The sequence below is a fragment of the Acinetobacter sp. Marseille-Q1618 genome (genome assembly GCF_902809855.1).
Classification (GTDB): domain Bacteria; phylum Pseudomonadota; class Gammaproteobacteria; order Pseudomonadales; family Moraxellaceae; genus Acinetobacter.
On record NZ_CADDWJ010000002.1, the window covers coordinates 12,516 to 27,301 of the forward strand.

Consider the following 14,786-nt stretch of genomic DNA (forward strand, 5'->3'; position numbering starts at 1 on the left):
CTTAACGTTTATCTAAAGGTACCCAATCAATCACCCATGCAGACTTCATCCCTAAGCTTGCATCTGAGTTGATCTTCTTACGTGTTGCATCTGCAGTTTCACGATCTTTGGCTGGTCCAACCATGATGCGAATCCCTTTGGAGGTTGGACTCTTGGTAACTTTATAACCTTTGGCACGCAGTTTTGCAGCTACTGCATCCGCATTGGCTTCATTTGCCGCCAATGCCACCTGTACCATCCATTGTTTATCACCATTTTCCAAGAGATCACGTGCTTTGTCTGCTTCAGCTTTTTTCTTTGCTTCATCAGCCTTACGCTTTTTCTCATCAGCGGCTTTCTTTTCTTCAGCTTTACGCTGTTCTTCAAGCTTACGTTTCTTGTCTTCGGCTGCTTTCTTGTCAGCTTCAGCTTTCTTATCTGCCTCAGCTTTTTTCTTTGCTTCTTCGGCTTGACGTTTTTTCTCATCAGCCGCTTTCTTTTCTGCATCTGCGGTAGCTTGACGCTTCTGCTCAGCGAGCTTTTTTTCAGCATCTGCTTTCTGTTGTGCTTGTTTTTGCTGTTGTTGCTTTTTATCAGCTTCAGCTTTTAACTGTGCTTTGGTTTTATCGTCTACATTTAACTCAGGTGGAATATTATCTGAGCTTTCTTGTGCAGCTTTACGACGGGCGTTGGCAGCAGCATATTCCTCAGCAGCTTTACGTGCCGCCTCAGCTTCCGCTTGTTGTTGCATGCGTAAGAACTCGGCTGCTTTGGCTTCTTGTTCAGCCACCGCTTTTTCACGTGCTCGGCGCTGCTCTTCAAGCAAACGTTTTTCTGTTGCCACATCCACTGTCATCGGTTGTAGTTGCACCGATTCTTCTGCAGGCGCAGCTTTACCTTTTTGCGAAGTTGTCGCAACAGGTGGTGGTGTCACCTGATTTTGATGAATTTCTTCTTTGCCTTTTAGAAGTAATGCCGCTAATAAAACACCACCACCTAATAAAACAACGCCACCCATCCAGCGTTGTTTGTTATTCATTGACATTCTTCTAAATACTCCCAGACCGCTTCTAAGGTATGGAATGAACCGCATACCAAAATCAGTTGATTATTTTTTGTTTCTTCAAGCGCTGATAAAAAGGCAGCTTGGACATTTTCAAACTGTTCAACTGTTTCATTCTGCAAAGCCGATCTTAATTGTTCCATCGATGCTGCACGCGCTACAGTCAATGGCGCAATTTTCCACTTTAATACAGTGTTTTTCAATAAGGCAATCACAGATTCGATATCTTTATCTGCCAACATTGAAAAAACAGTGACAATTTCTGTGTACTGTTTATTGTATTGTAAGAATTTTCGCAATTGCTTTAACAAAAATTCAACACCATGCGGATTATGCCCTGCATCGAAAATCACAGTTTTGCCACGTATCTGTTCTATTTCAAAACGGCCTTGTAACCGAGCATTTAAGATACCTTGTGTCATGGCATCTTGTGTAACGCTTAAACCGCTGAGTAAAATTGCTGCCACTGCGGTTGAAATATTTTCAAGTGCAAGCTGACCGTATGGAAGTTTTAAAGTTAAGCCTGAGCTTGCAAAATTCCATGATTGCCCGTCTTCGGCATCATCATAGAAATAATCTTGGTTCACCACATATAATTTTGCCTGACAATCTTGTGCTTTTTTTTGAATGGCTTGCGGTAAAGGCTGTAATCCAGCAAAAACCACTGGAATATTTGGACGGATAATGCCTGCTTTTTCAAACGCAATTTTCTCAATGCTATCACCGAGCCAGTCGGTATGATCAAGTCCAATATTGGTAATCACGGCAATGTCAGGGTCAACAACATTCACGACATCCAATCGACCACCGAGTCCTACTTCAAGCACCCAAACATCACATTGCATGTTTTTGAAAATAACAAAAGCAGCCAAAGTGGTTGCTTCAAAAAAAGATAAGCTCAGATCACACTGACGGCGTGCTTGATCTACTAAGACAAAAGCATCAATCAAAGTCTGATCGTCAACTTCTTTTCCTGCCAGTTTGACACGCTCATTAAAACGATAAATATGTGGGGACTGGTACAAACCGACATTAAAACCTTGTGCATTTAAAATCGCAGCCAATGTCGTGGTGGTTGAGCCTTTACCATTGGTACCTGCAACGGTAAAAACTTTCGCTTGAGGTTTAGTCACACCCAAAGCTTCAGCCACAGGAATGACACGTTCTAAACCTAAATCAATCCCTGTAACGTGAACATGGCTCCAATAATTGAGCCATGTTTGTAAACTATCAGTATTTAATGGAGCAATGTTGTTCAAGGCAAATTCATCAGTTTCGCTACGATGCGATATACAGTATCACGTAATGCATGACGATGAACAATTTGATCGACTACACCATGATCAAGCAAGAATTCTGCACGTTGGAAGGGTTCTTCTAACTTTTCACGCACAGTTTGTTCAATCACACGTTTACCCGCAAAACCGATCATCGCTTTAGGCTCTGCAATATGCACATCACCGAGCATTGCCAATGAAGCAGTTACGCCACCGTAAACAGGATGAGTAAGCACAACGATATAAGGAAGATGCGCCTCTTTCATTTTTTGAATTGCCGCTGAAGTACGTGCCATTTGCATCAAAGACAACATACCTTCTTGCATACGCGCACCACCCGATGCCGCAAAGCAAACCAAAGGCTGTTTCAAAGCAATCGCTTTTTCCGCAGCTTGCACAAAACGGTCACCAACTACTGTTCCCATTGAGCCGCCCATAAAGTCAAACTCAAATGCACACGCCACCATTGGAATGTTTTTAAGTTGCCCTTGCATTACCACAAGCGCTTCTGACTCACCTGTTTTATCTTGTGCTTCTTTCATACGCACAGGATAGGCTCTACTATCAACAAAGTGTAATGGGTCTTTGGCTTCAAACTCTTGACCAAGTTCAGCAGTGACATGATCAAAAAACCAGTTTAAACGATCACGTGCTTTCATTTTCAAATGTTCGTCACATGATGGACAAACATAGGCATTGAACGACATCGCTGTACGAGTCACTAAAGCATGACACTCAGGGCACTCAATGGTTGGTTCAGTAAATGTTGCTTTGAGTGTTTGCTGTTGATCAGGCATATGAATGCCTGGAATCGAACGTTCAGTCCACGGTGTTGCTGGGCTGAGAATTTTCCCTGATTTCACTTCTTGATTCATACTAACTCATCGAGCGCAGCTCGAAGCTCCTTGACTTTATTCACTGCTTGTTCAGCAGCGTGTTCTGGTGCTAAGTTTGCAAATGGTTTTACAAATGCACTTCCAACAATGACAGCATCGGCAACACGACCAACCGCTTGTGCAGAAGCTGCATCACTGATCCCAAAACCGACACCCACTGGAATATCAGTCATGCTTTTGATCTTTTCAATGCGGCTTGCCACTTCTGTGGTATCCAGTGTCGCAGCCCCAGTCACCCCTTTGAGTGATACGTAGTAAATAAAGCCACTGGCTTGTTTAACTACACGCTGAATACGCTCATCGGTGGTTGTGGGTGCAAGCAAGAAAATCTGATCCATGCTGTATTTTTGTAATACTGCATCAAAATCTGCTGCTTCTTCTGGTGGTAAATCCACTAAAAGCACACCATCCACGCCACAGTCATTCGCATAAGCCACAAACTTTTCATAGCCAATCACTTCAACAGGATTTAAATACCCCATTAAAACGACTGGTGTTGTGGTGTCTTTCTGACGAAATTGTTTGACCATATTCAAAGCATCAAGGGTATTTGTGCCTGCAGCCAAAGCACGTTCTGCTGCAAGTGCAATCACTGGTCCATCTGCCATTGGGTCGGAAAATGGTAATCCGAGTTCGACAACATCTACGCCCGCTTCAACCATTTTGTGCAACAATGGCACTGTTATCTGTGGTTGTGGGTCACCCGCCATAACATAAGAAACCAAAGCTTTACGCTGTTGAGATTTAAGCTGTGCAAATCGAGTGGCTAAACGTGACATAGGGCTGACTTTCCTTGGATTATTTAAACTTGAGGAATTGATGTAAAAATACAAGACGCTGCATTGTACCGCTATTTTTTATCCAATAGATAGAGCGATGCAACCGCATAATACTATCTTATATCCCTACAAAATTTATATATCCACCCAAGTGCTACATTTAGCTATACTTTGATTTTATGGACAATGATCAAAGCTTACTAATTTTGGCTTTTTTAAAAATCATAAAAAATAAGAAAAATTTAAATCAAATCTTAAAAATCTGATAAAAAAACGTTATTTAGTGATTACATTTTAATTTTTGGGATATTGCAAAAGCTGTTTATACTATAGCGGCTTATCTTTTTATTTTTTGTGTTATGACCACTCTCCCCACCGAAGCAGTGCAAGCTCGAGCGCTTGCACTTGTACCACTTATTGTATTTTTAGCCATTTTCTTAGGCAGCGGTATTTACCACTCAATCATTGGCACTGAATTTGCCTTTTACCAAGTTAAAGCACCTGTGGCAGCATTACCCGCGATTATACTTGCTGTTCTACTCTATCGTGGCAAACTCAATGCTGCGATTGACACTTTTTTAAAAGGTGCAAGCCATCCAAATCTCATTTTGATGTTTATGGTGTTTATGCTCGCAGGTGCGTTTGCCAGTGTTTCCAGCGCTATTGGTAGTGTTGATGCAACCGTACAGTTTGGTTTATCGATCATTGCTCCTGAATTTGTCTTGCCTATGCTGTTTGTCATTTCGGCATTTATTGCTACAGCAATGGGCACATCGATGGGAACCATTGCTGCCTGTGCGCCGATTGCCTTTGGCTTTTCTCAAGCAACGGATATCCAACCTGTGTATGCCATTGGGGCAGTGGTCAGCGGTGCAATGTTTGGTGATAATTTATCCATGATTTCGGATACTACTATTGCAGCAACACGCAGTTTAAATGTCGAACTCCGAGATAAATTTCGGGTCAATGTTTGGATCGCACTGCCTGCAGCGCTGATCACAATTATTATTTATGTTTTAAATACACAAGCTTCTCAACACATTAGTTATAAAGATTATGATATTTGGTTAATGCTGCCTTATTTGGCGGTGTTCTTTTTAGCATTTACCCGTTTACATGTACTTGCCGTTCTGACAATCGGGATTGTTTTATCAGGGATTATTGGTTTGCTGGATCAAGCTAGTTTTGACATCTTAAAACTCAATAATGCAATTTATGATGGCTTTGTTGGCATGTTTGAGGTGGCATTACTGTCCATGTTCTTAGGTGGCTTGTCTGCCATTATGCAAAAAGAAGGCGGTTTAGAATGGCTGATTCAACGTATTTATACAGTAACAGGTTTATTTAAAGTTGGAACTCAACGTGCAGGCGAAATTGGCATCAGTTTTTTGGTGATTTTCTCTAACTTTTTTGTGGCAAATAATACCGTTGCGATTATTTTATCAGGTGATATGGCACGTGAAGTCGCCAAAGAATATGGCGTTGACCCCAAACGTGCTGCGGCATTCATGGATATTTTTTCTTGTGTGGTACAAGGCGTTATCCCTTACGGTGCTCAGCTTTTATTGGCGTGTTCGATTGCAAAAATGTCACCAATCGAGTTGATTGGGTCGATTTATTATTGTTGGATTTTGGCAATATTTGCCGTCTTGGCGATTATTTTTAGATTTCCAAAGTTAAAAACAATCTAAAAAATAAAACCTCTTTATTGGTAGTAGAGAGGTTTTTATCAACTTACTCAGCATAATTTTTCTATTCACCATTCATCTTAAAATTTTTTCAATCAATTAGTAGGCTTATTATTCAATTGATTTTTATAGCACTTACTCTTTCAACTGTTGTTTCTTTTGCAACAAAGTCTGACCACTAAAGGCTTTATAAGCACGCGCTAAGGCTGACTGATCACTATAGCCAAGTTGTAATGCAATATCTGTCAAATCCTTATCTTGCATCAATAGAACTTCACAGCGCTGCATACGTTCCTCTTCCAAAATCTGCTTAAACGATGTGTCATATTGTTTTAACTGACGCTGTAACGTTCTCCCAGAAACAAACAATTCTTGGGCAATATCTTCAATTTTCGGTGCTTGTTGTTCTAGCTTTAAATACTCAGCCACAATAAATCGAATGCGTTGCACAACTGTCGTGTGTGGCGATGTTTGTGCCAGATTTTCTTCTGCTTGCTTCACTAAAAGCTGAATCAAGTTTGGATCAGCTTGTTCATGCTTCATTTGTAAAGCATCTGTAGAAATGATGATTTCATACATTGGCTGTTCAAATTTTATAACACATTGATAAAACTGCTGATATAAATGCAAAGGCATAGTGGGTGCATTGACAAAACTCATTTGAATTAAGGGTAAGTGCTGCGAACCAACAAATTGCTTTGCTAAAAAAATCATCGCTGCAAAAGTCACTTCATGCAGAAAAATATATTTATCCGCACCCAATGGACAGAAAAGACGAATGGTATTATTGATGATTTCATAACGCATATACGTCACGTTTAATCCCACAACAACCAATGGACTAAATCGCACCACATATTCTAATGCCTGTGCCAAACTTTCACTTCGTGATGCCATATAACCTAAAAGCCCAAAGTTTGCGGGCGTAATACATTTCGCTAACGCAAAAGCCAAATCTGGACAGTCAATACGACGATGAATTGCAGCAACTACCTCCATAAAAAAATCATAACTGGTTTGCTGATCAATCGCTGCGCATAAGGTTTTTTCTAGTTCGATACGTTGTTCTTCATTCAAAGCCAAATCAGCTAGATCAACATTTTGTTCCTTTAAGAAAACTTTTAAGAGTTGAAAATAGCCATTTGATATTTTTAATTGGTGTTCCATGGCAAACTCATTTTGAAAATAAAAATTGTCACTTGTCGTAAAATGTATAAAAAATGGCAACAACTGTCAAAACAATTCTTTTTATTCATTGCATACTGCGAAATATAACTGGCTATTGACGAAATAAAATAATGAACAGTTTAGTCAAATTTCAAGTGATACCTGTTGTACGTCCTCATCTGGAGTTTAAATTACATGAGCTTCCACGTTTTTGGTTTGGTGGTGATGCATTTAAAACTCGTATGTTTGACGCTCTCAGCATTACTTTTCCTGAGGGTGAACGTTATTTTATAGAAAGTGTTCGTCAGTTTCGTGACACCATTCATGAACCAGATTTGCAACAAAAAGTAGCTAATTTCATTCGTCAAGAAGCACAACATGGCATTGCACATGACAAAATGAATCAAGTGATGAAACAGCAAGGAATGCCTGTTGATGAATTTACAGGGTTTCTAAAAAAGTACACCAAATTTTTTATTAAATACCTAAGCCCTGAATTTAATATCGCAATTACCGCAGCAGCCGAACATATTACAGCGCTCATAGCAGCCACTTTTTATACTCATCAATCAACTTTGGCTGACGTTCATCCCTATATTCGTGCGCTCTTTGCATGGCATGCGATTGAAGAAATGGAACATCGTGATGTGGCGTATGATGTGATGCAAAATTCAGGAAAAATATCCTTAAGTTTACGCCGTATTGCTTTGGTTTTAGTCACATTTAACATTTCAGGCTTAACCTTATTTAGTACCAATCTCATGTTAAAACATGATGGATTTAGCCTGATACAGCGACTCAATATGTTTGCCACAGGTTTACCTTGGTTTATTGGTGCAAATGGTACGCTTAGTAAAATGCGTGAACACTATCTAGACTGGTTCAAACATGACTTCCACCCCAGTCAACATCCAATTATTCGCCAATATCAAACTTGGCTCGATGTGTTACAACAAACCCAAGACCCTATCGCAGCAGGCAATGCTTTTTGGCAAGCAGCCTATCCAAATGAATAGAAAATTTTATAGGTGAATTCAATGAATGCTTATGTAAAACATCAAGTTGATCCTGTTGTTCGTACCAAACTGAACTTTAAGCTTGATGAAGTTCCACGTTTTTGGTTTGGTGGCGATCCATTTAAAACACGCATGTTCGATGCCCTCAGCCTGACTTTCCCAGATGGCGAACGTTATTTTATTGAGTGTGTTCGTTTGTTCCGTGACAAAATCACTGACCCAGACTTACAACAACGTGTTGCAGATTTTATTCGTCAAGAAGCGCAACATGGTATTGCACATGACAAAATGAATGATGAAATGCGTAAACAAGGCATGCCCGTTGACCAATTCATCAACTTTTTAATGCGTTTGTTTAAATCAGAACTGAAAAATCGTTCACCACAATACAACATTGCCATGACCGCAGCAGCAGAACATTTAACTGCGCTGATGGCAGAAACATTTTATAGCCAAAAAGAAACTTTGGCAGATGCACATCCTTATGTACGTGCTTTATTTGCTTGGCATTCGATCGAAGAAATGGAACATCGTGATGTGGCTTATGATGTGATGCAACAAGTCGGTGAAGTGCCTGAATATTTAAGAAAATTTACCCTTGCACTGACCACAGTCGCTATGTTTGGTTTCACTTCATACCGTGCCAATATCATGCTCAGTCATGATGGTTTTAGTCGTCTCGAACGTTTGAAGTTGGCTTATCATGGCTTACCTTGGTTCTTTGGTCGACAAGGGGTCATGAGCAGAATGAAACGTCAATATCTAGACTGGTACAAACCCGACTTTCACCCAAGCCAACATCCAATTATTCGCCAATATCAAGTTTGGGTAGACACTTTAGCCGAAACCAATGATCCGATTGCCGCGGGTGAAGCATTTTGGCAAGCAGCAACCTAAGCTTTGCCAAAATCATCTCAATATAAACTAAAAATTAAGAGAAAATGATCATGAATGCCTATGTCAAACACCAAGTTGATCCTGTAGTTCGTAGTAATTTGGACTTTAAACTGGATGAGATTCCACGTTTTTGGTTTGGTGGAGACCCATTTAAGACACGCATGTTTGATGCCTTAAGTTTAACTTTTCCAATTGGTGAACGTTACTTCATTCAAAGTGTGCGTGCCTTACGTGACAAAATTAGCGATCCTGAATTAGCACAAAAAGTCTCTGATTTTATTAAACAAGAAGCACAACACGGCATTGCCCATGACAAAATGAATGAAGAAATGAAAAAGCAAGGCATGCCTGTCGATCAATTTATTACTTTTTTGGATCAACATTTACAATATGTGCTCAAACATCGTTCAAAGCAATATAACATTGCCATGACCGCAGCAGCAGAGCATTTAACCGCCCTGATGGCTGAAACTTTTTATAGTAAAAAAGAAACTCTCGCAGATGTTCATCCCTATGCACGTGCTTTATTTGCTTGGCATGCGATTGAAGAAATGGAACATCGTGATGTGGCTTATGATGTGATGCAACAAGTCGGTGAAGTGCCTGAAAGCCTACGCAAATTTGCTTTAGCTTTTATTACCTTACAAATGTTTGGATTTACCTTTTACCGTGCCAATGTCATGTTAAAATATGATGGTTTTTCAGCGTTTCAACGTGCAAAAATGGCAGCGCAAGGTTTACCTTGGTTTTTTGGGAAAAAAGGTAAATTGTCCATGATGCAAAAACAATATATGGACTGGTATAAAAAAGATTTCCATCCAAGTCAACATCCTATTATTCGTCAATATCAAACTTGGGTTGACACCTTAGCTAAAACCAATGACCCAATTGCTGCAGGTGAGGCATTTTGGCAAGCAGCATTGTAGTACTTAAAATTGGGATATTAAAAAACAGCACTGAAAACAAATAGTGCTGTTTTAAACTAACTTTGATTCAATTCTGACTAAATATGTCACCTTTTACCTTTAAATTGGCATGACAAGACAACAGATATTTTCTACTTTTTGCGATAATTCCATGAGCTAAAAAGTTTTTTGACAATGTGAAGTAAAATAAAATGAATGCATTAGTCCAATATCAAGTCGACCCCATTGTTCGCACGCACCTCGATTTTAAACTCGATGAAATTCCACGTTTTTGGTTTGGTGATGATCCTTTTCGTACTCGTGTTTTTGATGCTTTAAGTTTGACTTTTCCTGATGGTGAACGTTATTTCATTCAATGTGTACGTTTATTTAAAGATCAAATTCAGGATTCTGATCTGAAACAACGTGTTGCCAACTTTATCATGCAAGAAGCACAGCATGGCATTGCGCATAACAACATGAATAAAATTTTGATCAATCAAGGCATGCCTGTTCAAAAATTTATTGGTCATGTTAATCGTCGTTTTGGGCATGCCCTTAAACGCTATCCAAAACAGGTGAATATCGCCATTACTGCTGCCTGTGAGCATTTAACAGCGCTCATGGCAGATGCTTTTTTTACTGAAAAATCAACCATGGCAGAAGCACATCCCTATATCCGTGCTTTATTTGCTTGGCATTCGATTGAAGAAATGGAACATCGTGATGTTGCATTTGATGTGATGAGTAAAATTGGAAATACACCCAATGCCGTGCGTTATACGGCACTGGCATTGGTTACTGTGATGATGTTTGGTTTTACCATGCAACGTACCAATGGCTTGCTTAAATGCGATGGTTTTAGTCGTAGAGAACGCTTCAGCATGATGGCAAAAGGCTTACCGTGGTTTATTGGTCGTCAAGGTATTTTATCGAAAATGAAACGTGAATACTTAGACTGGTACACAGCAGACTTCCACCCAAGCCAACATAAAATTATTCAACAATATCAGGTTTTTGTTGACACTTTGAATGAAACAGGCGACCCAATTACAGCAGGCGATGCTTTTTGGAATGCCGCTCAATAAATAAAACTATAATCCTCAACAGTTCAGCATTACCATTTTGCGTAATGCTGTTCCAACAAACCATATTCTTGGTTTAAATGAATGACTTCGTCTTTTTCTGTTTGCACCGTACCGCTAATTTTAGCTTGCCACTGGCTAAACTGACTGCCGACCAAACGTAGGTTTAAATTTTCATAACGCCGCCAACCTATCTGTACCTCTAAATTTAGTTTTTCATCTAAGGAACGAATTTTCCACATTTTCTCAGATTGTTTTTCAAAAAGCACATCACTTAATGGATACAATACGCCATTGATCCATAAACAGTTTTCATTACCGAAACTTTCATTCACGCCTGAAGCAAGATTTAATCCAATGCGATTATTGTGCTGATCCCAAAAATTACTCGACAACCAAAACCAAGCCGTTTCAGGGCGTAAAAAGCCACAGGTATCATCTAAGGATGCAAAACTTTTTTCATTAAAATGGATAATTTCATTTTTCTTATTAACAAAAAAGCCTTCGACGCCTAAAGTTGTCAATTTTTGGGTATAAGTCCAACCATTAATTCCTGTAGGACTACATAGACTTAGTGGGTCTGTCGCCGCACAAAAAATACGGGCTTTGAGTTTTTCATCACCATGTTTAGTGATACTGATATAACGCACACCATTGGCATGTTGCATTTCGATGTGAAAAGGTGATTTTTGAAAACGACTTTGATTATAGAGCGGTTGCTCATCCACCAAAGTATGATGAGCTAGGATATTATTTGAATTCCACTCTAAAACGTCTCCATTTTCATGATCATAAATATAAATAAAAGCATGCCCTACCCAACCAATATCAACTATGGCAAAGCCGATACTATAATGTTGGTGTTGAATACTACAAAATTTAAATTTTTTATATTTTAAATGCTTACGCCAACCTTTTAAGGTTTTACCATAAGGTGTTTTATAGATATAACGATCTGCACTGATAGAGCTGGGTAATGTCCTAAAGCGTCCATAACGAGGTAATCCATTCGTCTGTATTAAATCCATTTTTAACCCAATCCTTCGTTTTAAAAATCTTTAGACTTTAGTCTACACATCCGATTATTGCTTATTTTAAAGTGAATAGACAATCATTTTTGACTCGATCTCCTATTCACAGTTGATAAATGGATTAAATAAAGAGGATTTTTGACATAAACATGACGCAGGCATTTTTAAATTTGAAGTGAAATATCGGCTTTTATTTACAATGGATCAGCAGCAAGGCAAATAAAAAAGTAATCTTCTATTGGATAAAAGATTACTTTTTAACTAATGTTACACACTGAATGAAATTCAGATGAAATTAAAAATTATGTTAATAATGATAAGAAAACCATCTTACGAAGCTTTGCTTTCCACTCCAAACTTCATCCCAAGATGCAACAACTGTTCTCTTTTGCTTAACACATCGCAAAAAGATTAACTTATGTAGTCTTGCCTTAAACAATTGCAAATGACCTTACCAACGTCCTTCACCCAACTCTTGACCAATATAGTCATAACGCATTTGTGAGCGAGAGAACTTAATTGGACATGCCAACTGCTGTTCTTTTTGTTCAGAGTCAGCTTTTAAAGGCACATCTACAACCCAATTTCTTTGTTGTGCCAATGGTGAACTCAAAGCTTCCTCAAGACTCAATACAGGCTCTACACAAAAATCCAACTGGCCAAAGATTTCATTCCACTCCGCCCAAGTTTTACTGAGAATTTTTTCTTGAATTGCGTGTTTCACCGCTTGACGATCTTCAGCATCAAACGATGCGCCTTTTTGTAAGACTATAGGCAAATCTAAAGTTGCAGCCAAACCACTCATAAACTGTGGCTCTAAACTTCCTACTGAAATATAACGTCCATCTTGGGTACGATAATAATCATAGAATGTTCCACCATTAAGTTGCTCATTTTCAGCTTTTTGATGCTGCCCACCCGCTAAACTTGCCGCTGCCGCCATATTATTCATACTGACGACACAATCGGTCATGGAAATATCAATATATTGCCCTAAACCACTTTGATGACGTTCAGTGACCGCAGCTAAAATACCAATAACAGCATGTAGCGAACCACCCGCAACATCTGCAATTTGAATCCCCATCGGTGGTGGGCCACTGTCCTGACGACCACTATGCCCTGCTATACCAGACAAAGACACATAGTTAATGTCATGCCCTGCTTTATCTTTATAAGCGCCTGTTTGCCCATAACCTGTGATGGAACAATAAATCAGTTTTGGGTTAATTTCAGCAAGGGTTTGATAGTCCAAACCGAGACGTTGCATGACGCCAGGACGAAACTGTTCAACCACAATGTCAAATTCAGAAATTTTCTGTTTGATCAGTTCAATATTTTGAGGATCTTTTAAATCAAGTGCCACAGACTGTTTATTACGGTTTAAATAGCTATGTGAAGTTGCTTGCCCATTGGCATAAGGAGGGAACAAACGGACTAAATCAGGACGTGTTGGAGATTCAACATGAATCACTTCTGCACCCATATCCGCTAAGTACATCGTCGCAAATGGTCCTGGTAATAATGTTGAAAAATCGAGTACTTTCAATCCATTTAGTGCGCTTGTCATAATGATATTTACCATTCTTATGTTGATTTTTAGTCCATATTAGAAATATAAAACTAACATAACAATGTCATGTTCAGCCATTTACCTTGATCATTTCGGCAATTTAAGATGTAAAAAGGTGATTCGCCTTGTTGTAAATCGCCAATCCAACATTTTTTAGAGTGTATTAGGTCAATCGCTAGTGAACATCAAAGAGTCAGAAGGATTTAACATGAGTCGTGATACGATCAGTATCCATTTCGTGAATGCAGCCCTTACAGGCGTCAAACGCTTAGGCATGGATGTCGAAACTTTGCTTTCGCATGTCGGGATTGAGGCTGAACTGTTGCGCCAACCCAAAGCGAGGATCTCACCTGAGCAATACACACGTTTTGTGAAAATGTTGTGGATGGTCACCCAAGACGAACATGTCGGTTTTGACATTCAACCAAGACGTTTGGGTTCTTTTGCCATCATGTGTCAGTTGATTATTCATGCCAAGACTTTGGGAGATGCTTTAGAGCTTTCTTCACAATTTTATAAATTATTTGGTGATGAATGGTCGGTTGCTGTTGAACGTGATAAACACGAAGCTCGTTTAGTTCCACTCATTCCAAAAACCATGGATCCAGATCACTTCATCACAGAAAGTATGCTGATGATTTGGCATGGTTTAGCATCATGGTTGATTGAACGCCGTATTCCGTTGGAAAGAGTACATTTTAATTATCCTCGTCCGAATCATGCCGATGAGTATGATGCGTTATTCTTTGCACCTGTCATGCAGTTTGACATGCCACGTACTGAGATTACATTTGCAGCAGATTATTTAGACTTACCTATTCGCCAAGATGAAGCATCTTTAGAAGAGTTTTTAAAAGCTGCGCCTGCACAACTTTTGGTAAAATTTAAAAATACCAACTCTTTAACCTCGCGTATTCGTGAAGTTTTAAAGAGCCAAATCGGTGAGGAAATGCCAACCTTAAATGATGTGGCATCGATGTTGTATTTATCACCGCAAACCTTACGTCGTCGTTTGGCAGCCGAAGGCAAAAGCTACCAAGGTGTAAAAGATGCTTTACGCCGTGATGCAGCTATACACTTATTGTTAAACCCTGATTTAACGTTAGAAGATGTGGCACAACAAGTCGGTTTTAGTGAAACCTCAACCTTCCATCGAGCATTTAAGAAATGGACAGGTGTAACCCCAGGTTTGTATCGTCAGTTACATGGTTATCACTGATTTTTATTTTCAGTTTTACCTCCGCCCAAGTTACGCTTGGGCTTTTTTATTGCAAGTGTTTAACATCTTTAAAATGAAAGATATGCTTTGATCTCAACATAAAAACTAATACCAATCAATAAAATTTTTATAATATATTTTTGGAGTCATTTTATCTGCTTCCAATCATAAGTTGAGACGCGAAAACGTCATCCGCAATTGTCTGAGACAG

The 14,786-nt window shown here is 39.3% G+C and carries 13 protein-coding genes; 6 read left to right on the forward strand and 7 right to left on the reverse strand.

Annotated features, from left to right (window positions below; all coding sequences use genetic code 11):
* Position 1 precedes the first annotated feature (1 nt).
* The 4 genes from HUS24_RS07215 to trpA are packed head-to-tail and all read right to left on the reverse strand — an operon-like array spanning position 2 to position 3,994.
* On the reverse strand, positions 2-1,024 hold the full coding sequence (locus HUS24_RS07215) for an SPOR domain-containing protein (RefSeq protein WP_173911434.1): 1,023 nt from the start codon (positions 1,022-1,024) through the stop codon (positions 2-4).
* Positions 1,015-2,301, reverse strand: coding sequence for a bifunctional tetrahydrofolate synthase/dihydrofolate synthase (gene folC, locus HUS24_RS07220; protein ID WP_173911435.1), 1,287 nt, complete (start codon positions 2,299-2,301; stop codon positions 1,015-1,017). The genes HUS24_RS07215 and folC overlap by 10 nt, the downstream gene beginning before the upstream one ends.
* Complete coding sequence (gene accD, locus HUS24_RS07225) at positions 2,298-3,194, reverse strand: acetyl-CoA carboxylase, carboxyltransferase subunit beta (RefSeq protein WP_173911436.1); 897 nt, start codon at positions 3,192-3,194, stop codon at positions 2,298-2,300. Before accD ends, folC begins: the two co-directional genes overlap by 4 nt.
* A complete protein-coding gene (gene trpA, locus HUS24_RS07230) occupies positions 3,191-3,994 on the reverse strand; it encodes a tryptophan synthase subunit alpha (RefSeq protein WP_173911437.1) in 804 nt (267 codons plus the stop codon). Before trpA ends, accD begins: the two co-directional genes overlap by 4 nt.
* Positions 3,995-4,353: 359 nt before the next feature.
* On the opposite strand from trpA, the gene HUS24_RS07235 reads away from it, so the two are divergent.
* Positions 4,354-5,685, forward strand: a complete 1,332-nt coding sequence (locus tag HUS24_RS07235) for a Na+/H+ antiporter NhaC family protein (protein WP_173911438.1) — start codon at positions 4,354-4,356, stop codon at positions 5,683-5,685.
* A 132-nt stretch (positions 5,686-5,817) separates the two neighbouring features.
* Here HUS24_RS07235 and HUS24_RS07240 read toward each other — a convergent pair whose 3' ends face one another.
* On the reverse strand, positions 5,818-6,849 hold the full coding sequence (locus tag HUS24_RS07240; protein WP_173911439.1) for an AraC family transcriptional regulator: 1,032 nt from the start codon (positions 6,847-6,849) through the stop codon (positions 5,818-5,820).
* Between the two features lie 131 nt (positions 6,850-6,980).
* Between HUS24_RS07240 and HUS24_RS07245 the strand changes: the two genes are divergently transcribed.
* The 4 genes from HUS24_RS07245 to HUS24_RS07260 all read left to right on the forward strand — a co-directional run bounded on the left by HUS24_RS07245 (position 6,981) and on the right by HUS24_RS07260 (position 10,755).
* Complete coding sequence (locus HUS24_RS07245) at positions 6,981-7,865, forward strand: metal-dependent hydrolase (RefSeq protein WP_173911440.1); 885 nt, start codon at positions 6,981-6,983, stop codon at positions 7,863-7,865.
* 21 nt (positions 7,866-7,886) lie between these two features.
* Positions 7,887-8,762, forward strand: coding sequence for a metal-dependent hydrolase (locus HUS24_RS07250; RefSeq protein WP_173911441.1), 876 nt, complete (start codon positions 7,887-7,889; stop codon positions 8,760-8,762).
* Positions 8,763-8,812: 50 nt separating this feature from the next.
* Positions 8,813-9,688 (forward strand): metal-dependent hydrolase, encoded by an 876-nt coding sequence (locus HUS24_RS07255; RefSeq protein ID WP_173911442.1) that lies wholly within the window; start codon positions 8,813-8,815, stop codon positions 9,686-9,688.
* Positions 9,689-9,879: 191 nt separating this feature from the next.
* On the forward strand, positions 9,880-10,755 hold the full coding sequence (locus tag HUS24_RS07260; protein WP_173911443.1) for a metal-dependent hydrolase: 876 nt from the start codon (positions 9,880-9,882) through the stop codon (positions 10,753-10,755).
* Between the two features lie 29 nt (positions 10,756-10,784).
* On the opposite strand, the gene HUS24_RS07265 is transcribed toward HUS24_RS07260, so the two are convergent.
* A complete protein-coding gene (locus HUS24_RS07265) occupies positions 10,785-11,780 on the reverse strand; it encodes a DUF2804 domain-containing protein (RefSeq protein WP_173911444.1) in 996 nt (331 codons plus the stop codon).
* A gap of 454 nt (positions 11,781-12,234) precedes the next feature.
* Positions 12,235-13,353, reverse strand: coding sequence for a CaiB/BaiF CoA-transferase family protein (locus tag HUS24_RS07270; protein WP_173911445.1), 1,119 nt, complete (start codon positions 13,351-13,353; stop codon positions 12,235-12,237).
* Between the two features lie 211 nt (positions 13,354-13,564).
* Between HUS24_RS07270 and HUS24_RS07275 the strand changes: the two genes are divergently transcribed.
* Positions 13,565-14,575, forward strand: coding sequence for an AraC family transcriptional regulator (locus HUS24_RS07275; RefSeq protein WP_173911446.1), 1,011 nt, complete (start codon positions 13,565-13,567; stop codon positions 14,573-14,575).
* The last annotated feature ends 211 nt before the right edge of the window (positions 14,576-14,786 follow it).